Annotated in this window: 11 protein-coding genes; 7 read left to right on the forward strand and 4 right to left on the reverse strand. The window is 36.9% G+C overall.

Annotation, left to right across the window (positions count from 1 at the left end):
- Nucleotides 1–38: 38 nt before the first annotated feature.
- Nucleotides 39–3,866 (forward strand): chondroitinase family polysaccharide lyase, encoded by a 3,828-nt coding sequence (locus GQO80_RS08500; RefSeq protein WP_157207927.1) that lies wholly within the window; start codon nt 39–41, stop codon nt 3,864–3,866.
- Between the two features lie 177 nt (nt 3,867–4,043).
- Complete coding sequence (locus GQO80_RS08505; RefSeq protein WP_157207928.1) at nt 4,044–5,006, forward strand: T9SS type A sorting domain-containing protein; 963 nt, start codon at nt 4,044–4,046, stop codon at nt 5,004–5,006.
- A gap of 172 nt (nt 5,007–5,178) precedes the next feature.
- On the opposite strand, the gene GQO80_RS08510 is transcribed toward GQO80_RS08505, so the two are convergent.
- The 4 genes from GQO80_RS08510 to GQO80_RS08525 all read right to left on the reverse strand — a co-directional run bounded on the left by GQO80_RS08510 (nt 5,179) and on the right by GQO80_RS08525 (nt 11,540).
- On the reverse strand, nt 5,179–7,086 hold the full coding sequence (locus GQO80_RS08510) for a site-specific DNA-methyltransferase (RefSeq protein WP_157207929.1): 1,908 nt from the start codon (nt 7,084–7,086) through the stop codon (nt 5,179–5,181).
- 39 nt (nt 7,087–7,125) lie between these two features.
- Nucleotides 7,126–7,521 (reverse strand): GxxExxY protein, encoded by a 396-nt coding sequence (locus GQO80_RS08515; protein WP_198037742.1) that lies wholly within the window; start codon nt 7,519–7,521, stop codon nt 7,126–7,128.
- A 35-nt stretch (nt 7,522–7,556) separates the two neighbouring features.
- A complete protein-coding gene (locus GQO80_RS08520) occupies nt 7,557–10,478 on the reverse strand; it encodes a restriction endonuclease (RefSeq protein ID WP_157207931.1) in 2,922 nt (973 codons plus the stop codon).
- Nucleotides 10,479–11,156: 678 nt separating this feature from the next.
- Complete coding sequence (locus GQO80_RS08525) at nt 11,157–11,540, reverse strand: HU family DNA-binding protein (RefSeq protein WP_157207932.1); 384 nt, start codon at nt 11,538–11,540, stop codon at nt 11,157–11,159.
- A 586-nt stretch (nt 11,541–12,126) separates the two neighbouring features.
- Between GQO80_RS08525 and GQO80_RS08530 the strand changes: the two genes are divergently transcribed.
- The 5 genes from GQO80_RS08530 (at nt 12,127) to GQO80_RS08550 (ending at nt 23,117) form a co-directional block, all read left to right on the forward strand.
- Nucleotides 12,127–14,976: a SusC/RagA family TonB-linked outer membrane protein gene (locus GQO80_RS08530; protein WP_198037743.1), complete on the forward strand. Its 2,850-nt coding sequence runs from the start codon at nt 12,127–12,129 to the stop codon at nt 14,974–14,976.
- Between the two features lie 19 nt (nt 14,977–14,995).
- Nucleotides 14,996–16,537, forward strand: a complete 1,542-nt coding sequence (locus GQO80_RS08535) for a RagB/SusD family nutrient uptake outer membrane protein (RefSeq protein WP_157207934.1) — start codon at nt 14,996–14,998, stop codon at nt 16,535–16,537.
- Between the two features lie 578 nt (nt 16,538–17,115).
- Nucleotides 17,116–18,396: a glycoside hydrolase family 88 protein gene (locus GQO80_RS08540; protein ID WP_198037744.1), complete on the forward strand. Its 1,281-nt coding sequence runs from the start codon at nt 17,116–17,118 to the stop codon at nt 18,394–18,396.
- 6 nt (nt 18,397–18,402) lie between these two features.
- Nucleotides 18,403–19,917, forward strand: coding sequence for a sulfatase family protein (locus tag GQO80_RS08545; protein ID WP_157207935.1), 1,515 nt, complete (start codon nt 18,403–18,405; stop codon nt 19,915–19,917).
- Nucleotides 19,918–20,045: 128 nt separating this feature from the next.
- Nucleotides 20,046–23,117: a chondroitinase family polysaccharide lyase gene (locus GQO80_RS08550; protein ID WP_157207936.1), complete on the forward strand. Its 3,072-nt coding sequence runs from the start codon at nt 20,046–20,048 to the stop codon at nt 23,115–23,117.
- Nucleotides 23,118–23,216 lie beyond the last annotated feature (99 nt).

The following is a 23,216-nucleotide window of genomic DNA, read 5'->3' on the forward strand; positions in this document are numbered from 1 at the left end:
TTTTGATAAAATAAAAACACAATTTTAAAACGTTAATTATGAAAATAATGTTACATAATTTTTTAAAAACGCTTACCAGACACATTATCTTGGTATTGTTTATTGGGTTGTGTTTTAATCTATCTGCCCAAGACGAATCGTTTGAAACGGCATTGCCACCAGCCCATTGGGCAACTACCAATGGCACACTGTCCACGTCTGCCGACCATTATAAATTGGGAACCCAATCGTTAAAGTGGGATTGGTCCAGTAACGCCGTAATTACCGTTAGTAACTTACAGAGCCAAGGCTTAGTGCCATCGCAAGTAACCAACTATAATTATAACATGTTTAGGATGTGGGTTTATAACACCGCTGCCATAAGTCCCCAATCCTTAAAAGTAGAGTTTTATGATGGCTCAGGAACTTTACAATACTTTTACAATGTGCAGTTAAATTTTACGGGATGGCGCGCAGCTTCGGCCAGTTATCTGTATGAGATGTCCGGAACTAAAAATACCACCAACATTACAACCATGAAAATTAAGGCACCTTCTTCTGGAAATGGAACGTTCTTTTTTGATTTCATCGATTATACCATGGCCAGGAATGATTCGAGAAGCGCCGACTACCAGCTCCCGTTTATCACCTTGGATAACGATGAACATTGGGGCGACGTCATGTATTTTCAATCCTTGCCAAAAACCGTTCCGTTGGTAACGCCCACAGCACAAGAGCTATCCGATGTAGCAGCCATCAAACAAGCCTATGATAACGCAATTATAGGAAGTGCGCCCAGTGCCAGTGCGGTTTCCAATGCTATAACAAAATATAACGCACTAAATATTTCCTATGTAGGGGGGCTTGTAAAAGGCAATCCCATTTATGGAAAAGACTATCCAAATGCCCAAAATGTTCAAGCGGTAGAAGATTATTTGCTAACCTTCGCCAGAGATTATAAATTTACTTCAAGCACCACCAGTAAAAACTATTTCATCAATACCGTTAGGTACTTGCTCGATCAGGGTTATGCTGATGGAAGTGCCATGGAAACCATCCATCATATAGGGTATTCTTTTAGAAACATCCCATCTGCCATCCATTTGATGAAAACCGAATTGGAAGCTGAAGGGTTATGGGTTGAGGCCCAAAAAATGGTTGAATGGTACACGGCACTCGATGGTATTTGGGAACCTACCGCCTCTAGCAGCAATATGGACGATGCCAATACACGGGCATTATACAGATTGGGTGCCTGTTTGTACAAATCAACCGATGCCGAAAAAGTGCAATATTTAAAAGGCTACAAACAGTATGTAGAAACTTTTTTTACATTGGTCCCTAAAGAAGGGCAAGGCATGAAAATTGACTTTACCGGGTTTCACCACAATACCTATTATCCGGGGTATGCGTTTCCGGGATATAATAATTTGGCCGAAACGGTTAAGTACCTATCCGAAGGGCAATTTGCCGTTTCAACAGTTAAAAGAGATGTTTTTAAAAAATCAGTATTACTGGCAAGAGTTGTGGGTGCGAGTGGCGATATTCCCAACGCTTTATCGGGCAGAAACCCTTTTGCTGCCGTACCTATTAAAAACGCATTGAAGAATTTAGGACTTGCAAATCCTGTGGATACCGATTTGGTTAAAGCATACAACTATGTTTATGGTGCCGATTCGCAAACGGTTTCCTATGGAAATGAAACCTCACCAAATGGCTTTTGGCAAGTCAATTTTGCCAATTTGGGAGTTTACCGACAAGATAATTGGGTGGCCGACATCAAAGGGTTCAATAAGTATTTTTATGGTTCTGAGATTTATGCAACCGAAAACAGATACGGTAGGTACCAAAGCTATGGTGCTATTGAAGTTTTGTACAAAGGCGGTTATGGCAATTCCAGATTAAATATTAATGGTTGGGACTGGAATAAAACGCCCGGAGCTACCACCAAACAATTATCATGGAACGACTTAAAGGCAGCGACCAGCAGACAGGACGAACTAACCGATTCCAATTTTGCGGCAAGTTTGCGTTTCGGTACAAAAAATAACTATTATATAGACGAGAAAATAGAAGGCACTTTCGGTGTTTTTGGGATGGATTTTGCACAGAAAAAGAACTCCCCAACGCACGATACCAGTTTCAAATTTAAAAAATCGGTATTCTGTTTTGATGGAAAACTGATTTGTTTAGGAAGCAATATCCAAAGTGCCACGGGCTTGATAACCACTAACTTATTTCAAAATTATTTAACCAGTACGTCGTTGCCAACTACCGAAAACAATGTAGCTGTTACTGCGTTTCCGTATAACAACACACTAAGTGGCGTTTCCAACAATTGGTTGCTGGATGCTGCAGGTACCGGTTATTTTGTGAAAAATGGCAATTCCATAGTGGTTGATAGAAAAAATCAAGATTCCCCTTCAGAAACTGGAAATGGCACGCTAACCAACGGCAACTTTGCATCGGCATACATCAGCCATGGTACAGCACCAAGTAACGATGGTTACGAATATGTAATCATTCCACAAACCACCGCAACCGATATGGTGGCCTTTAGTGCGAATATGGATACTAACGCGACTGCTTTTTATGAAGTCATTCAAAAAAACCAGAACGCTCACATTGTAAAATATAACGATATGTATGGCTTTGTGCTTTTTAGTGCAGGAAGCTATGGCACAACCACACCACTTAAAAACAATGACAAACCGTGTTTGGTTATGGCGCAACAAACTGCGGGTAATTTAAACCTATCGCTGGTGAGCCCCGATTTAAAATTTGGTGGCAGCAATGGTAACAGTCAAGTGGTTGCTATCGATATGACCCTAAATGGCGAATGGAACGTAGCCGCAAGTAGTGGTGGCAATGTAACCGTTACCAAAAATGCAGGGGAAACCATATTGACCATTGAAGCAAAAAACGGATTGCCAGTAGATATTTCGTTAACTTCTGGATTTGTAAACCCCCATTACCCCATCGTTTTTTATGAAGATTTTAGGTACGATGCAGGTTCAAATGGGTTTACCAGACATGTATTAAACGACGGTGGCCATCCCACCCCTACAAGCATTGTAAATAGGGTAAGTGATGTGCCCGATTCGGCCGATACGAACAACCTATTTGATGCTGCTGTTGACAGACCTTTAAATAGAATACCACAAGGAAGCGCCAATGCCCAACGCGCCATTGCAACAAATGGCAGCGATACCACTACCAATTTTCCCATAGATGCCTATGCGGTTTTTACAACCTTGGATTTAACCGAGGCAAACCCACTTATAAACGCTTCAGATACTTATAAATACGCATCCTTTTGGACGGAAAGGCGCAATGGCGATGGCGATATTGCCACCATAACCTTATTGGTTTCCACAAATTACACCGGTAATCCTGTAACGACTTCATGGACAGTACTTCCGCTGCTTTCTGGGAAATTGGCCGAAACTGCCGATGGCCTAACCTATGTAAAAGGCGTGATAGACTTAACGGCTTATGCCAATGGAGCAAATGGGAACACGGTAACATTGGCACTGCGTTACCAAGGGAGTGCAAGTGCTTATAGTCCATCGAATAGAAATGGCACATTTTATTTCTCCGACCTACAATTTTTTGTGCAATCGGCACCTTTGTCGATTTCAAAAAATAACGTGGAAGAGGATGGCGTTTCAGTATATCCAAACCCTACCAATAATCTTTTCAATATAAAGATTTCAAATCCGAATGTTCAAATTAAAAAAGTTGTATTAACAGATGTTTCAGGTAAAATTATATATTCAAAAAACACCAAAACCATTAACGTAACCGGCTTTTCAAAAGGATTTTATTTTTTAAGTATTGAAACCAATTCTGGCAAATCTATCACTAAAAAGGTGCTTGTGAAATAATTTTAACCCATCTCAAATTATAAATCTTAAAGCTGTTTTTGTTATAGAAACCGGCTTTAAGGTTTTTTTATTTAGAACAATATCACCGCTTTTTTGAACGCCTACCCCCGTATGGTTATTGTAGCGTATTATTAATTTTATCTACGAATTATACTAACTTTTTAAATTTTAATTATTATGAAAAAAATTACCCAAAAATTATTCTTTTTAATGCTAACGATTTTAGGTGTCTCAGCATTTGCTCAAACTACAGTTTATTACGAAGATTTTTTAAATGCTACAGGAAGAGGTTTTGAAGCCTTTGCAGTAGCCGATGGCGGTCAAGCAACAAATCAAATAATGAAGCGTGTAAATGATGTTACCGATGCAACCGATAGTGACGGATTGTTTAATCCTGCAACCGATAGGCCTGCCAATAGAATACCTGTTGGTACAACTAGAGACCAAAGAGCCATTGCTACGGTAGGGAATAGTTCTGATACCAATTATCCAATTGATGCTTATGCGGTTTTTACAACTTTAGACCTAACAGATACTGGAAATGCACTTATTGGGCCAACAGATATTTATAGATATGCTTCTTTTTGGACTGAAAGACGTTACGGAGATGGGGATATTGCTACCATAACCATGTTAGTGTCTACGGCATATACCGGAAATCCAGCAACCACAACGTGGACAACCCTTTCATTACATTCTGGAAAAATTGCCCAAACCGCTGATGGCCTTAAATATGTTAAAGGAATTGTAGATCTATCGGCCTATGATAATGCTACGGTTACACTTGCTTTACGTTATAAAGGTTCTGGTAGTGCTTGGGGAGCTACTAATAGAAATGGTACATTCTATTTCTCAGATTTAAAGTTCTTTGTGCAGTCTTCAGCATTATCAACAAAAGATAATGTATTAAGCCAAGGCATCTCTATTTATCCAAACCCAACAAATGGTGTTTTGAATATTAGTTCCGAAGCCAATATCGCTATCAAAAACGTAAGTCTTATTAATGTTATCGGCAAAACGGTTTATTCAAACACAACTGCTAAAGCCATTCCTGTAAGCGGTTTTTCAAAAGGATTATACATTCTTAAAATTGAAGCGAAAGATGGTGGTGTGGCCACTAAAAAAGTAATAGTGAACTAAAAATAACAACCTATTTTTCTTAAAACACTTTAAAGATATAAAAACCTTTAAGGTGTTTTTTTTTGCTCATAAGTGTAACCTGATTAACCATTTTAATCAAAAACCAACACCCAACACCCAAAAAAACAGATTGCTTCGCGCGTGCTTCCCGAGCAATAACGGGCGTAACAATTTAAAACACAATTTTCACATCTTCTTTGTAATTCTGTAATGTGCCGTTCAAACTCGCTGTCCAACCGTCAATGAATACTTTGCCGTTTTTAATGGCGTTTGAAAAATCATCGCTTGTTATGTTCTCGCTGTTGGTTATGTAGTAATGGTTGCCGATTTTGTAAATGCAATCTTTCACTACTTCTTCGGGAACTTGTGTTGGCTCGTCTAAACCAACCGTAAAAATCATATTGTAAATACGACTTAAAGCGTCTGTGTGGTTTTCAGTAAATGAAATTTGCCCTTTGTCGTCAACTTTCAGTTTTGGCGCTTCTACACTGTCAAACACTTTGAAACCAATGTCTAAACTATGATTGTTTTGATTGTTGTCTGAACTATGATTGTTTTGATTAGTTTGATTGCCTTGATTATCCGAAAACAAATCATTTGAATCACGGGAATCAGGTAAATCACGGTTCAGACTATTTTTGATTTTTTCTCCTGCTCGTTTCAGGCGTTCAATGGTAATGCTTGAAATTACGGGCGGTAGCTTGTTATCTATACAAAATTTGTATGCTGGCTTTTTCTTGTCAATAGGTTCATCTATTTGGCATAAAATAAATTTACGGTTGCCACCATCTTCGGCATTAAGTTGCATTACTGCATGACCTGTCGTTCCTGAACCTGCAAAGAAGTCAAGAACAATTTCATTTTCTTTTGAAGCTAAATGAATAATTCTTTTTATCAATCTAATAGGTTTGGGAGTTTCAAAATATAATTCACCTTCAAACAATTTTCTTAGTTCTTGAGCAGCTTCTTGATTATGAGCGACATCTTTGTGATACCATATTGTTAAAGGTGTTATACCTTCTTTTACCTCATTAAGAAATCTCTTTAATCTTGGAACATTATCACCATTTGCTCCAAACCAAACTCTATTCTCTAAAATTAATTCTGCAACTTTTTCCTTTGAAAATCTCCAGCATATTCCTTTTGGGGGTGATACTTTTCTACCAGAAGGAGTAGTTATTTCAAAATCATAATTTGAATTGTATGTTTTAACTGTCATATCACCAGAAACCCATGCACCACGAGAATCATTGTCGGGGTTTTTATATCTATTCAAAGCTTCTTCATTTCTTTCAAGAAGATTAGGTCTGAATAATTCTTTACTTTTTGAATAGATTAGTATGTGGTCGTGGTTATCTGAAAACCATTTAGCATCATTTGAAGGTGCAAATTTCTTCTCCCAGATAATATTCGCAACAAAATTCTCCTCTCCAAAAACATCATCACAAAGTAGTTTTAAGTTGGCTTGCTCATTATCATCAATGCTAATAAATATAACGCCGTCTTTACTCAATAAATCTCTTGCCAACAAAAGGCGTGGATACATAAAAGCCAACCAACCATTATGGCTCTTTTTGGATTTGAAACTGAAATCCATTCTTGCAAAATCACCTTCGCTCAAATTAGCCAAACCCAAAACTTCTGCTTCTTCTTTATCAAACTTATCGGGATAAACAAATTCATCTTTGTCAGTATTATACGGAGGGTCTATGTAAATGCATTTGATTTTCCCGCTGTAATGGTTTTTCAGGATTTTTAAGCTGTCGAGGTTGTCGCCTTTTAGCACCAAATTTTCTGTTGTGTCAATATTCTTGCTCAACGTGTTATTTAGGCGTAATTCCTTTTCTGTTTTTTGAGCATATTTAGCCCGGGCAAAGTTTCTGCCTACAAAGTTTAAACCGTAACCGTTTACCTTTTCGTCAATGGGCAAACCCAAAACGGTTTTTAGTTCTTCTAAATTTATCTCGGTATCACTGATTACGTTAGGGTAGTTCTCTTTCAGAAAACTCAACAATTTGTTTTCGTTGTTTTCTGTGCCAACAACGGTATATCCTGCGTTTATAAATTCTTGTTCTGCCATAATATTGTTTGAACCTTGATTTTCGTAAGATTTTAACGATTATCTAGAAATAGGTTTGTATTTATTATTGAATATTCTTTTGTATTGCAGGCTATTTGATCCAAAATTGATAAGTAGGCCTGTTTCTAAATTATATGCTTCTAAATAATTTTTAGCTTGTGCCAAATGCACATCATCTAAATTGATTAGGGCTTTGATTTCTACTGAAATTTCAGCCATTACCAAAAAGTCAACTCTTCTCCCTCCGATATTAAAGCCTTTATAAGACAAAGGCATTTCAAATTCTCGTTGGTGTTCTATGTTTCGTAAATTCATTTCAATAGACAATGCACGCTGATAAACAACCTCCTGAAAGCCATTTCCTAAAGTGCGATGCACTTCCATAGCACTTCCTATAATATTGTGTGTAACTTTATCATGCTCTTCTTTTGTCATAATTAATCTTGTTAAATCTATTAATCTTGATAAAATCATGGTTCAGACTTTATCAATGCCGCTAATTGCGTTTTATTGATACGTTCTTTAAATGAAATTTTAATGTTTTGGTCTTTGTAGTGTTCGCCTAATGCCTCAAAATACTTTTTGGCAAAATCAATCTTGCCTTTTTCATCTACTGGAATTGCGGTTGACGATTTGTAACCTTTGGCTTCCACTACAAGAAATATTTTGTTGCCTTCGGTGCTTTTGATAGCATAGCAAAAATCGGGGTTGTAATCGCCCAATGGTGTTTTAATTTTCAGGCGTGGCAGTTTACCGAAAATTTCAATACTGTCAATGTCGGGGTCTTGCTCCACAATTTCCAATTCAAAATCACTGTCATATTCAATTACTTCTTCAAATACCCATTTAGTTTTCAAAGAAAAATCGCCTGCAATTTCCTTTTGGAATTTGCCAATGCTTCCTGTATCTAAGTATGTTTTTCCTTTTTCGGTTTTGAATACGTTTGGCAAGCCTGTTCCGTTAATTCCGTCATACTTAATGTTTGCTTTAAGCATAGCAATTAAGTTCTTGTTGATTATTTCGGAAATTTCTCTTTGTGCCTGTTCAGGATTGTTGCAGAGCATTTTGGTTTTGAAATCATCACTCAACGCATTGAAAACCTTAACCACAAATGAAATAGGGGTTTTGGTGTTGTTGGACAAAGTGCGAACCAATTCCAAATAATCAACTTTGCTTTTATATGAAACGGTGTCGGTTAGCTTTTCTGAAATTGCTCCCTGTTCGCCAATCTTGTTCACGTTTAATTCTGCACGAATGGTCTGCAATAGAATTTTCTCAATATTTACGGCTTCTATTTGCGTTTTTATGTTTTGTATCAGTTGGCTTTCTTGTTCTTCGGTCAAAGTATCCAAAACATAAAAAGCATTTTTGTTGATTGCGTTCCATAGATTTTGAAACTCTTGCAAATGGGTTCCTTTTATAAAAACTTTCTTTTTCTTTGTAGGTTTATTACCGTCTTGTACATATGTTTTTGTATCAGTTGCAAACAAGCTTTCTATGGCTTTTACTTGTTCTTCGGGCAAATTTTGAACTTTGAGAATGGCAGAGAAGTCAGGTGATTTTTCGTAAACATCAATGCCATCTACCGTAGCCTTAAAAACAATTATTTCTTTGTTATCAAGTGTTTTGAAAATATTTCGAACAGTTACATCATCAAACCCCGATTTTTCTTTGAGTATTTTTTTAAGTTCTTGTTCCGTAAAGGTTTCAGAAATTAAGAATGAGTTGTTTAAAATCTCGTTTTGAATGGCTTCTACAAAGCCTTGTTCTTTGCTGGAAACAACCACGTCAAGGTTATTAATTTTCCAAAAAGCTTCTTGGTCGTAATTCAAATTTTTTAGTGTATATCGTTGCAAGTTTTGGTTTACGCAAATGCGCAAACCACGCCCAATTTGTTGCAGTTTTGATATGTCGCTTCCTTGATTGGATAGTTTGCAAATAGTAAATACATTCGGATTGTCCCAACCTTCTTGCAAAGCCCAAATGGAGAAAATGAAACGTGAAGGACTTTCAAATGAGAGTAGTTTCTTTTTGTCTCTTAAAATTTCATCAACGCCTGCTTTTACTTTTTCGTCTGCATTCCCTTTATCGCCCGAAAAATAACCCTTGTGAACCTGCAAGGTGTTGTTGCTGTCAAAATCGTTTTGCAAAAATTTATAATAATCGTTTGTTTGGTCAAGTTTGCTTACAACTTCGTTATATTGCTTTTTGTATTCTTCTTCAAATATGTTTTTGACTTTCGGATTTTCGCCACGAAACAAACTGGTGTCAGCTTCCATAAAAAACAAAGTGAGTGCTTTTACGCCTTGCTCAAACAATGTTTTTTCTTTTTCAAAATGTATTTTGATGGTTTCTTTAATCATTGTCCGAAATGATTCGTCTGACAGAGAATAATCAACCTTTTCAATGGTGTCATCCGCTAAAACAATGGTGTCTTTGTTTATTTTCTTAATGTTTTTACCGTTGAAAACAGCTCCAATACCTAATTCTCGTCTTGCAATAATTCCGTTTGTTAATGTGCTTACGTGAGCTATATTTTTAGAGCCAACTTTTTCTATGCCAATGAGTGTATCCGTATTTTCAATGACATCCTGCGTATAAACTACAATTTTCTTAACTAAGTTTTGGCGGAAAGAAGAAATGCTGTCTAAAACGTAAGCCACATTTGAAAGAACTAAACTGTCTTTCTTTTTTGGAAATGTTGCTCCAAAACGCAAAAAGTAATTTTCAAATCCCTCAAAATAAGTTTTAAAGGCATTGCCTTCAAAACGGTGCGGTTCGTCCATGATCACAATCGGACGTAAGCGTTTCAAACATTCCAAATACGATTTTGGCGGTTCTTGATTAACTACAAATAATTCAGGTGCGTTCATCTCGCGTTCTAACGGACGGTTCAAAATATTGTCCTTACTATTAAATGAGCTTGGTGTCATAACCAAAACCGACAAATGGGAAGTGCCGATAAATTGTTTTACCGCAGAAAGATTGCCACCTTCGTAAACAAAAGTTTCAATTTCCTTTTCTTTTTCGTTGGCGTAAAAGCTCTTAAAGTAATTTTTGGTGTCTTCTAAGTTTGTTTTTGTACCCTCACGAATAGGGACAGTAGGTATAAGAACAATAAATTTTTTGTAGCCGAAGTTTTTACTGAGTTCAAAAATGGTTTTGATAAACGTAAAGGTTTTTCCCGTTCCCGTTTCCATCATGATATCAATGTTATTGTTGTTTTGAACTGGGAATTTGTATTTGTTATTTTTTTGGTGTGCAATAAGCACATCACAAAAATTTTGTTTTTGGCGAAGGCTTTCAAAAAGATTGATAATGTTATTTACGCAGTCCTCTTGGTATGCTTGGATTTCATATTGAAACTGTTTTGTTTCTGTTTTTGTAGTCATTTAATATCTCAAAAATTTGAATCGCTAAAATACCAATTTATCTTCGTTAATCTTTTTTTTTAATTCAATTCTTGTCAACCTGTAAAATAGGTAGCTTCGTGGTTTTAGATGGCTTCCCTTGCGCCTCACTCCCTATTACATATTGCGTAGCCAAAACCTAGTACCCAAAACCAACACCCAAAAAACAGATTGCTTTGGTCATGTTTACAGCGCAATGACGTTTCAACCCAAAACCCAAAACCAAACACCAAAAAATACGATAAAACGTATAATTTTTAACATAAAAAAAGCGTAAATCACGGGGCTATTGTGTAAGTTTACACCAATTAATAACGTTTTAATACATTTTAAATGCGTTTTAATTACGATTTGAGTGGGTGAGACCGCTCAAGACCTTATTAAATTTAGCTCAAAAAACGGGGTTCTAGCTGTTGTTTTTGAGCTTTTTTTATGCAAAACTGTTTCTAAAAAGTTGTAAAAGTTGTAAAAAACGTTGAATAAGGCGTGTTAAAACACCCTCGGCATCAGGTTTTCATGTCATCAGCATCAAAGAAATGGTTCATCAGCATCAAACAATTGCTTCGTCCGCATGAAATTTATTCATTTTAGGGCATAAAAAAAAGGCCCTGAGTGGTGAGAACACTCAAGACCTTATTAAACCTAGTAAATAACGGGGTTCTAGCTCGCTTTTCTAAAAATTAATTCGTTTAGCAAATTGCGTAAACGTTTACCAGGCCTAAACAAAATACGGGTTTTGGTAATCGCGTTGGCATCAACAGCCAGTTCGGTATCTCTACCTTCTGAGCTTAAGCCCACTTGAAAATTACCCAAACGCCCTAATTTAACAATGCGCCCTTGTTTTAAGGCATCAATAATGTTGCGCTCCAACGAGAGCAGTACCGCATAACAATCGGACTCGGTTACGGTACATTGATACGAAATTTGCTCTGCGAGCGTATCCATATCTACTTCACCATCTGCAATGGCAGCGGCATAGTACTTCTCAGGTAGGTTAACATCCTGAGGATTCTTTCTGGCTTGCGCCTTAAATTTAATAGCCATTGGCTTAAAAAATTAAAAAATTAATATAATAATTTTGTCTTAGTATGCGCGTATAATGCATCTAACTGACCTTACTAAGTTTGTAAATTTTTTATACATATTAAAACAAACTTATAAACAAATCTTGCTAGTTTTTAACACTGTTTTAGTTAATAAAATTTGATAAAATTGTGCTTAATAATAGTGTTATTTTCAAATAATTTCAAACTATTATTGCAGTTATTAAATTGTTGATAACGTACTATTTTCAAATATGGCGGTGAATTTATGGTAAAATAAACAGCTATAAATATACAGACCTCTAAATTCTTTTCTTAATCTAACTATTTATAAGTACCGTTTGAGGAGAAGTTCTATTTAAAAAATGAACCCTACAAAAAAAAAGGTTTATTAGTAAAAAACACCCCTAAGATTGGATAGAATACTCCCCCTCACCAATAACTGATTTAACATAATATTGGCGTTTAAATTATATTCTATTTTTCAACTAAAACTTTAACTAAATCAAGAACAAATGGTAAAAAAATTAAATTTTTTGTCGCGTAAATTGAAAACTGCTGTGAGGTTTTTAATTTTACTGTTAGCTATGTGCCTTAGTACAGGGTCTCTAAATGCACAATCATCAATTACAGTAAATGGAATTGTCACAGATGCCGAAGGCATAGGATTACCAGGTGCTACTATTTTGGAAAAGGGAACATCTAACGGATCTACAACAGATTTTGATGGTAATTTTAATATGTCTGTTGCAGGAAAATCTACTTTGGTAGTATCTTATGTAGGTTATAAGACCCAAGAAGTTGCAGTTAACAACAGAACTTCTATTGCTATTAAATTAGTAGAAGATGCTGCAGCCTTGGATGAAGTTGTGGTTGTGGGTTATGGCGCAAGGCGTAAAAGCGACCTTACAGGTTCTATTTCAAGCGTAAGTGCTAAAGATTTTGAAAATCAACCATTGGTAAGAGCTGAAGATGCGTTGCAATCGCGTACTGCGGGTGTAAATGTATCTAAAAATTCGGGAGCACCAGGGGGTGATATTAAAATCCGTATCCGTGGTTCTAATTCCATTACAGGAAACAACCAACCTTTAGTCGTTATTGATGGTATTATTGGTGGCGATCTTGCAAGTTTAAACACAAACGACATTCAAAGTATCGATGTGTTAAAGGATGCTTCTGCGACTGCTATTTATGGCTCAAGAGGATCTAATGGCGTTATCATGGTAACAACTAAAAGGGGAAAGTCTGGAATGCCCCAAGTAAATGTTAATTATTTTTTATCGTCGTCCGTAGTTCCTAAAAAATATGATCTATTATCTCCATCAGAATTTGTAGCCTTTGCTGGAGGTGCGGCCACCATAGTGAATGGCGGTGCCGATTATCAAGATGAATATTTTAGACCTGCCATAACCAATAATGTACAAGTTACAGCAAGTGGTAAAGAGGGGCGCTTAAATTATTTTATTTCTGGAAATATGGTAAACCAAGAAGGTATTATTATTAACACCGATTACCAACGTTATTCCTTGCGTAGTAATTTAAGTGTGGATATAACCGATAAGTTTACTGTGGGTTTAAATATTTATGGATCTAAAGAAGATTCTCACAACTTAATTGCTGGTGGAACGCGAGGCGCCCAGGATGTTCGTGGTGGAGTACAAGCTATTTTAGGATGGAATCCAGCGGTAAACTATATAAACCCTGACGGTACCTATAATTTACAAAATAGTTATGGTTCTATTTTAGTGAATCCAATTGCGGTTCAAAAAGAAAGAGATGGCAATGATGTTACTAACAATTTGAATACAAATTTAACTTTGGGGTATAATTTTAATGATAATTTTAATTTTACCTTGTTAGCAGGGTCCTCTCAGAAAATCCTTAATAGCGAAGTGTTTAACGGTATTCCTGATGGTTCTATAATATTGCCGGCATCCGCTAATTTCGGCTCTCGAAGAACGGAAGATTACCAATTAAGTAATATTTTAACTTGGAATAAGGACTTTGGAACTACGAATATAAAATTAACTGGAATTTACGAATTGCAATCCTCCACTTTCAAATCTGCGGGTTTTAACTCTACAAATTATATTTTTTCAGGATTGAAAGATGCGTTTTATTTAGCTGAATTGGGTTCAAATCAAACCGTAAACGCTAATAAAAATAAAAGCGCTATCGATTCTTATGTTGTGAGAGCAGAAGTTAATTTTGCAGATAATTTATTTGCAACAGCAACCATGCGTGTTGATGAATCGTCAAGATTTCGAAAAGGAAACAGAACGGGTTATTTCCCATCAGTATCTGCTGGTTACAACATTGGGAATTTGTTTTTAAAAGACGATTCGTTTTTAAACAGCCTAAAGTTTAGGGCAGGTTATGGGGAAACAGGAAATCAAAATATTGCACCATATTCAACCTACCAAGAACTAGAAACAGGTATGAATTTTCCATTTAACGGAAGTGCGCTCAATATAGGTTTGGGCTTTGGTGGTCTAGTTGATGAAAATTTGACTTGGGAAACTACGAAGCAATTTAATGCTGGTTTAGATTTTAGAATGGCTAATGGTCGCATAAATTTAAGCTTGGATTGGTATAAGAAAAACACGGTCGATTTATTGTTAGAAAAACCTGTTTTAGCATCCAATGGCGGTGGTACTATTTTAACAAACATTGGAGAAGTTGAAAATACGGGTGTAGATGTTACTTTATCAGCAACGGTAATTAATTCAGAAAACTTTAAATGGAACTCTGACCTAACCATGTCTTTTGTTAAAAATAACGTTGTTGATCTTGGAGGTCCCGATCAAATAGTAACACCAGCACCTTTTAATCCAGCTGGAGGATCATCCAACTGGTTTTTACTTAAAGTAGGAGAGCCATTAGGTAATTTTTACGGGTATCAATATTTAGGGGCCGATGCCAATGGTGCTGCACAATACAGTACCGACCAAGGTATTATAGGTAATGGTACACCAAACTTTACTTGGGGTTTAAACAATACATTAAGTTATAAAAACTGGGATTTAAACCTTTTGTTTAGAGGTGTTCATGGTTATGATGTACTTAATTCTACTTTGGGAATTATTAGATTGGCAACTGGTAACATTACAGTTCCTACAAGTGCAGAAGTATTGGACCCAGCTAGTCCAAAAACAGGAAATAATAATTTGAATTCCACCAGAAATATTGAAGATGGAAGTTTTATAAGATTAAGCAATCTATCATTAGGATATACACTTCCTAGTGTTAAAGGTTTTGCAAATTCGGTAAAAATATATGTAAGTGGACAAAACCTGTTCACTATTACCGACTATAAAGGGTATGATCCCGAAGTTTCTTCAGTAGGCGTAACGAGTTCTGATGTCACAGCTTCATTTGATGCAGGTGCATTACCAAACCCAAGAACAGTCACTTTTGGAGTTAACATAGGTTTTTAATAAAAAAAAATAGATAAAGATGATACGAAATATTTTAAAAATAAATTTTTGGACCAAACTAAGCATCATGGTACTTTCGGTAGTCATGATGACATCCTGTTCAAATCTTGATGAAAATCCAGGTGAAGTACAATTAGCACCAACGGCTCTAACTTCCGATGATGCTTTAGAAGCTGTTTTAACAGGCATGTATAGAAATCTTATGGAAGGAGGCGCGCAATGGGCACAATTTCAACTAGCGGCTTTTGGAGGTGATGACCTTACTTCACATAGTGGACTTAATAAAATTGCTTTTAGAGAATCTGATTGGAGACGACAAACTTCGGGTACACAAAATATACAAATGGCCTATAACACGTGTTACAATGTTATAACGCTTGCCAATATAGCAATAGATGCTAAAGCTAATATTATTAGCACCGATCAGGCAAAAGTAGATCGACTTATTGGAGAGGCTTATTTTATGCGTGCATTTTCTTATATGCATTTAACGAAAACGTATGGTAGAGTACCATTACAATTAGTTTCAAACTCAAATGAGTTACTGCCAAGAGCATCATTTCTTGATATTTACACTCAAATTGAGTCCGATTTAAAACAAGCAGAAACATTACTGCCTAACGTATTTCCTGGTATTCCAGTAGTAGGCGCAAGACCTAATAAAGGAACCGCAAAAGCTTTTATGTCTAGATTGTATTTAAGTTGGGGAGGGTACCCAATTAAGGATGCTTCTAAATATGCGTTAGCGGCTAGTAAAGCCAAAGAGGTTATAGATAATGAAAGTACTTACGGATTTGGATTGGTTAGTAATTTTAGAGCGTTATGGACAGAGAAAAATCGTTTTAATCAGAATGAAAGTGTATTTACTTTGGTAAGTTGTACACCTTGTGGCGTGCGTAATAGAACCATGGGTCGTTTAGGAATGCCTGCTGAAGCTGGAGGATGGAACGAGATTTTCAGTGAAATAACATTCTTTAAGGATATGCAGTTAGATGCCACTGCGAACGGCACAGAAAAGCGATTTAACGATACCTACGTTCTAGAACAAATACCAAGAAAACCAAGTTTTCCTATTGGAGCAAATTGGGAAACATGGTCTGATCCACACCCTTTATTTCGTAAAGTCTTGGGAGGTGATTTAACGGAGCCAGGATCAAACAACACGATAGCCGATTTTAATATATATTTTATGCGTTATGCAGAAGTATTGCTAAATTATGCTGAAGCTACAGGGCGATCTGGAGGTAATGATCCAGCCGCTTGGAATGCACTAAACAGAGTAAGAAACCGTGCGGGTGCTACCACAACTTTAACAGCTGCTAATGGCACGTTAACAGATTTGGCGTTTGCAGAAAGAAAATGGGAATTTGCAGGTGAATATTTAAGAATGCACGATTTGGTAAGAACTGAAACGCTTTCAGCTTCTTTCGCTCGTAGATCGCCCGTGGAGACTGTGGATATAAAAAATAATATTCTACCGATAACGAGTGGTGGAGAAGAATTTTATTTTTCGCCGCTACCTCAAGCTGAATTGGATATATTACCAAGTTTGGGTAATTAATATACCCGTTTACTTGCTAAATAAAAGCCGTCTCAAAAATTAGAATTGAGACGGTTTTCTTATTTATAATTTTTTGTATTGTTAGGAAAAATATTAAAAAAACCGCTATACTATTAATACAAAAAAAGTGGTTGTAGCTATTTGGTTATCGTATATTTTTGAAATTCAGCTTACTCAAAATTTCAAATTCCCAAAGTGAATTTAATAGCTTGAAAGTGGAGTTTTCAAATTTAAATTAGCTGAGAATTTTTAATACTAATATTAAAAAATTGAAACAACCTTTTTTAATTGAATACATTATGTTGATGCATATTAAAATCAAATGGAATATCAGATTATAATGGAAGTTACCATGGCAAATGAATTAGTTGTTAATACAACAAGTTGTGTTCTATAAGTCATGGTTGAATTACTGAAAAACAATCAAATTAATATTTTATTAAGATAAAAAACCCACAATAGGTCAATTACCCCCTTACCATAGAACGCCTACACCGCCTCAACTTGCGTTTTATTTCATTGTTTTGTAGTGAACAATACTAATTATTGAATAAAAAATATCAACATTAACAACTATTATGATGCGTAACGATTTGAATCCATACCCCAAGCAACCATTTATTTTTAAAAGTCTTTTTTTAGTAGGTCTTTTAATGTTCACAACAAGTTGCAAAAACTCAAAAGAAAAGGAAGTTGCTAAGGTTGTTCCAGAAGCTGCAGCAAGCATTGATTTGAACAAGCAAATAAACGATTGTGAAAAACAACTGGAAATTTCGGTGCCTAAATTAACCGATCTTACCAAGCATCCCCGACTCATAGAAACCAATGAAACCGAATGGCAAGAAGTTACCAACCACAAGCTTATCTGGACCTCTGGTTTTTACCCAGGCATCTTATGGTATGCCTTTGATGTTACCGGAAATGAGCGCTGGAAAGACGAAGCCATTAAGCGCACCGAGGTTTTTGAGGATTTTAAAAATATTACAGAACATCACGACATCGGTTTTATGATGTTTCCCGCTTACGGATTGGGCTATGAAATTGGTGGCAAAAAAGAGTATAAAGATGTGCTTTTAACTTCAGCAAATTCACTGGCATCACGTTTTAACCCAAAAGTAGGTACCATACGCTCGTGGTCCAATAAAATGCATCCCCGCTGGAAACAACACATTACCATCATCGATAATATGTTAAATTTAGAGTTGTTGTTTTGGGCAGCCAAACATGGTGGCGATAAAAAATTATACGACATTGCTGTAACACATGCCGAAACAACCATGAAAAACCATTTCAGGCCCGACTATACCTCGTGGCACGTTTTAGAGTACGACTCCATTACGGGAGCTGTTTTAAACAGAAACACCAAACAGGGCTTTGCCGATGATAGCCGTTGGTCCAGAGGTCAAGCTTGGGGGGTTTACGGTTATACCATGGTTTATAAAGAAACAAAAGACAAAAAGTTTTTGGATTTTGCACAGAAAATAACCGATAAATATCTGTCGCTTTTGCCAGAAGATATGGTACCTTGTTGGGATTTTGACGTGGCCAACGACCCTAAGGAAGAAAAAGATGCCTCTGCCGCAGCCATTGTAGCTTCTGCATTATTGGATTTAAGTATTTTGGTGGAAGATAGGGCAGACCAAGAACGCTATTACAACGCCGCCATAAAAATGCTGAAATCTTTAGGTTCCGAAAAGTATTCGGCCGTAGGGAAGGCAGATTCCTTCTTGCTACATTCTACGGGCGCAAAATCGTTAGGGCATGAAATTGATGTGGCTTTAATTTATGCCGATTATTATTATATTGAAGCCCTAGATCGATTGAAAAAAATGGAAGAAAAAAATAAAATAAACTTATAATTAGTTGTGAATTATCTCTTTAAATATCCCGCTGGCATTTTTGTACTGATGCTTTTCTTAGGTTGTGTAAGTACCGCCCAAAAAGTAGCTCAGGAACAGCCTGAACAGGAAAAACCTAATTTATTGTTTATTTTCCCCGATCAGTTAAGAAATGCTGCCATAGGCATTAACAACCAAGACCCGGTTATTACACCAAATCTAGATGCATTGGTAAACGAGGGCATGCTTATTTCAAACGCCATAAGCAGCTTTCCTTTATGCAGTCCGTACCGCGGTATGCTCATGACGGGAAAATTACCGTACCATAATAAGGTTTTATCCAATGCGAATTCATTGCGCTACCCATACAATAATTCGTGGCAAAAAAGCGATGTGAGTTTTTCCGATGTGCTGGTTGAAAACGGGTACGATGCTGGATATGTTGGGAAATTGCATTTAACATCGCCACCACCCATTGCTGGAAAAGATTCTGTTATTTGGGATGCTTACACCCCTAAGGAACAGCGTCACGGTTTTAATTTTTGGTATTCTTATGGCGCATTTGATGATCATAATGCACCACATTATTGGACAAACGATGCGGAAGAAGATCAACTAACCTATGTTAATGAATGGTCGCCAAAACATGAAGCCGACGTTATTATCGATTACATAAAAAACCCTTCGGAAAAAACGAGAAGCAAAAATAAACCATTTGCGCTTTTCTGGTCGGTAAACCCGCCACATCCACCATATCAATACGTTCCAGAAAACTATTTAGAACCTTATAAGGATAAATCTTTGGATGAATTATTGGTGCGTCCGAATGTTAATTTAGAAACCGATGCTAACGATTTGGCGTTTCATGCAGGTGCAAGCAGAAAACTTACCCATTTAGCAAAAGAACATGTGCGTAATTATTTTGCGATGGTCACGGGGGTCGATTTTGAAATTGGTCGTGTATTAAATACTTTAAAAGAAGAAGGACTTGATAAAAACACCATTGTTGTTATTACCTCCGATCATGGCGACATGATGGGAAGCCACGGCTTAATGTCGAAAAACATTTGGTATGAGGAAGCCATAAATATACCTTTCATCATTCGTTGGCCAGAAAAAATCAAAGCAGGCCAAAAAAGTGATTTATTGGTAAGTCCTGTGGATGTTATGCCCACTATTTTAAACATGTTAGGTGCAAAAAAAGGCATGCCATCGCAGTTGGATGGAGCCGATTTATCATCCCTCATCCTTAAAAACAAAGGCGATAAGCCAACTTCTGTATTGTATTATTTTATTGAAGCTGGCCAACCGGCATCGGGGCATCGTGGGATACGAACAGCCCGTTATACTTATGTGGTTACCTTAGATGCTAAAAATGTAGAGCGTATTATGATGTACGATAATCAGGAAGACCCTTATCAAATGCATAATATGGTAGGTGAAAATGCATCATTGCAAAAAACATTGCACAACCAACTTTTGGAAAAGTTAAAAGAAAAAAAAGATCCTTGGGTGGAACGCTATTTGGAGTTGAAAAAATAACATTTAATGCATTTTTACACCTCGCAGGTTTTTAAAAGCTGTGAGGTGTATGAGGAAAAAACCATGTAATAATTTGAAAACAAGAATAGGGTGTTTTCCATTTTAATTGTAACATCTACTAAAACATTATGAGATATTCATATTTACTTATAAAAAAATCATCAGCATGTTTAGTGCTGCTTTTTTTAATTTCCGCATTAGGTTTTTCACAAGAAAACAACAAACCCGCTGTAGAATCTTTTGAATTCCCGTCGGTTTTGGAGGTCTATAAAGCAGAAAATGGTAAATTATCGTTAAGTGAAGCCCACAGAAGGTATGGTAAATCTTCATTGCAATGGGAATGGACGGGCGCAAGTACCATAGGCACCCCGCATTTTAAAATTTTAACGCAAAAAGAAAGTCCGTTGGCTTATGGCGAACACTTTCCGGCAAGTCCAACCTTGCAAATGTCCCTTTATAATGAAACGCCCCAAGAAGGTGTCATTCGCATTTCATTTGAAAAAAACAAGGTTAAACAAGTGTGGTTTGATGTGCCTTTAAGTTTTACCGGATGGCGACGCATTTGGGTACCTTTTTACGAAATGCAAGGAAATGCACCAAAAAAAGGCACACAAATAGATTACGATTATTTTAAGATAAGCACCACATTGCCAAGTGGCAAACTGTTTTTTGATGATATTACTTATTCACAATATCAAGATGATAGGCACCAATATCCTGATGAACTTGTACCGTTTATAAAATCCAGCACAAATTTGGGCGATGATCATTGGATGCCCTTAATATCAAATTACGAGCGCATCAAAAAATTGGAGCCAAAACCGGTTTCCATGGCCATTCGCATGGATTTAAAAAAGTTTGAAGCTCAAATTGACCAAGATTTAACCATCGATAAGAAATATAAAGTCTATATAAATTCGTTAAAGGAAGGTTTTCAGAAATTAAACATCCAAGATAACGGTAAAACAGTGGTTGGGCCGCCTTTAACCTTTAGGGAAGAACAGGAGTATTTTAATGAAAAACAGCAAGGGCCAAAAACGTCCAATGATATCCAGGATTTAGGAAAGTTTTTAAAAAAGATTGCCAACTTATACGACAGGGGCACTCCTGTTGAAAAACAGGAAATGGCCACAATGTTTTTAACCGGCACAAAATATTTTCTCGATCAAGGTTGGCAAGCGGGATCCAATGGTGGTACGCGCCATCATATAGGTTACAACGTTAGGGAAATTACCGAAGCATTTTTTACCATGCGTCAATTACTGTACGACAATGGTTTGCTAAACCAAGTTGGTTCAAGTTTGCATTGGTTGTTCAATCTAGGCATGCTTTTAGAAGATGAAAGCCAATTTCACGTTAACATCGATTATTTAAACACCCAGTCGTATTACCATTTAATGCTTATTTTTTTGCTTGAAAAACAAGAAATGCAGGCCGAACTATTACGGGCGTACTCAAAATACATGTCCGTTACCTTGGCACAACAAAACGAGGAATGGGGCTTTAAGGTAGATGGTACGGCATGGCACCATAACGGGCATTATCCTGCGTATGGTTTGGGAGCCTTCCAAACGGTGCCCAAAGTGATACATATCTTAGCCGGTACACGTTTTCGAATTGATACGGCTGGTCACCAAAATTTTAAAAATGCTTTTTTGGCAACAAGGGCTTACAGCCAATTATACAACTGGGGTTTTGGTAACTCTGGTCGTCATCCGTTGGAAGATGGTGGTATAGAACCTTTGAAAAACGAATTTTTACTAATGGCCAATGCAGGAAACCCCGAAGGGACCTCGAAAATAGACCAAGATGTGGCCGCTGCCTATTTAAGGCTTTGGGGTAAGGATGATTTGCTTAATTCCACCCTTTTTACCCAAATGAATGGCATACAAAAGGAACGGTTATCGGGGTACAAAACATTTCCCTATGCGGCAACTTCCGTGCATAGGCGCGATAATTGGGCTGCCCTTATAAAAGGTTACAGCAAATATGTTTGGGCTTCTGAGATTTATGTGAATGAAAACAGGTATGGCAGGTATCCGGCAAATGGCACCATACAGTTATTAAACGACAAAAGTGAAGCGGGCAGTGGCTTTAAACAAGAAGGATGGGACTGGAACCGCTATCCTGGGGCAACCATTATTTATTTGCCCTTCAAGGAATTGGAACCTAAAATGCCGTTAATTATGTTTCGCTCCAACGAAAGTTTCGCAGGAAGCACATCATTGGGCGAGAACGGTATCTTCGGAATGGTTCTAAACGAGGGTAAGGGTTCTAATGCTGAAGGCAATGAGGTAAATGTAGGGTTTCCCGGAAAATTGAAAGCCAAAAAATCGGTGTTTTCATTTGGAAACAAGCTCATCTGCATAGGTACAGAAATTTCAAGTATCGACGAAAAAAATCCAACTGAAACAGCTATTTTTCAATCGTTTCTAACCGATACCAAGGCTCCTTTATACACGTCTTCTGAAACCATAAAAAAATTCCCTTATCAAACGGAATTACAACCCAATACGGCAACTGGAAGTTGGTTGATAGATCCTTATGGCAACGGCTACCATATCCTTTCAAACACGCCCGTTCAAGTTAAAAAGGAAAAGCAACAGTCGTATCACAATAAATATTCCATCAATACAGGTTCCATGAACCCTAAAGGAAAAGGCGCCAAAGAAACCGAGGGCGACTATGCCACCGCCTGGATTAATCATGGGTTGGCACCTAAAAATGCATCATATCAATATGTTATCTACCCGTTTTTAGATGAAGAAAACCAAAAGAATTTCAGTTCAAAAATTAAAAAAGAGGACTCGTTTAAAATTGAAAGAGCCGATAACATAGCACACATTGTATCTGATAAAGAATCAAGTACAACAGGTTATGTGGTTTTTGAAGCTAATACAAATTTAGATAGCGGAATTTTAAAAGAAGTATCGCAACCAGCTTTAATAATGGTGAAGAAAGATGGTGCAAATGCCATAACCGTGAGTGCGGTACAACCCGATTTGAATTTTCCTGAATATGCAAAAGGAAAGTTTAGAAATTATAGCCAACAAGTAACGCTTACACTAACGTTGGAAGGTAAATGGAGCGCGTTTCCGGCCGATTTTATAACTAAAACGGATAATTCTGGAAACAATACCGTTATTACATTAAACTGCATAAATGGGTTACCGAGGGAATTCAAATTGAATAAGTTATAACTATTGGAGTCATTGCAAGAAGGAACCACGAAGTAATTTGTTGAATAGGAGTACTTCCATCCCAAGATTGCTTCATGACTCGCAATTGCGGTTTAAAAA

This window comes from Mariniflexile maritimum (assembly GCF_009746565.1).
Taxonomy (GTDB): Bacteria; Bacteroidota; Bacteroidia; order Flavobacteriales; family Flavobacteriaceae; genus Mariniflexile; species Mariniflexile maritimum.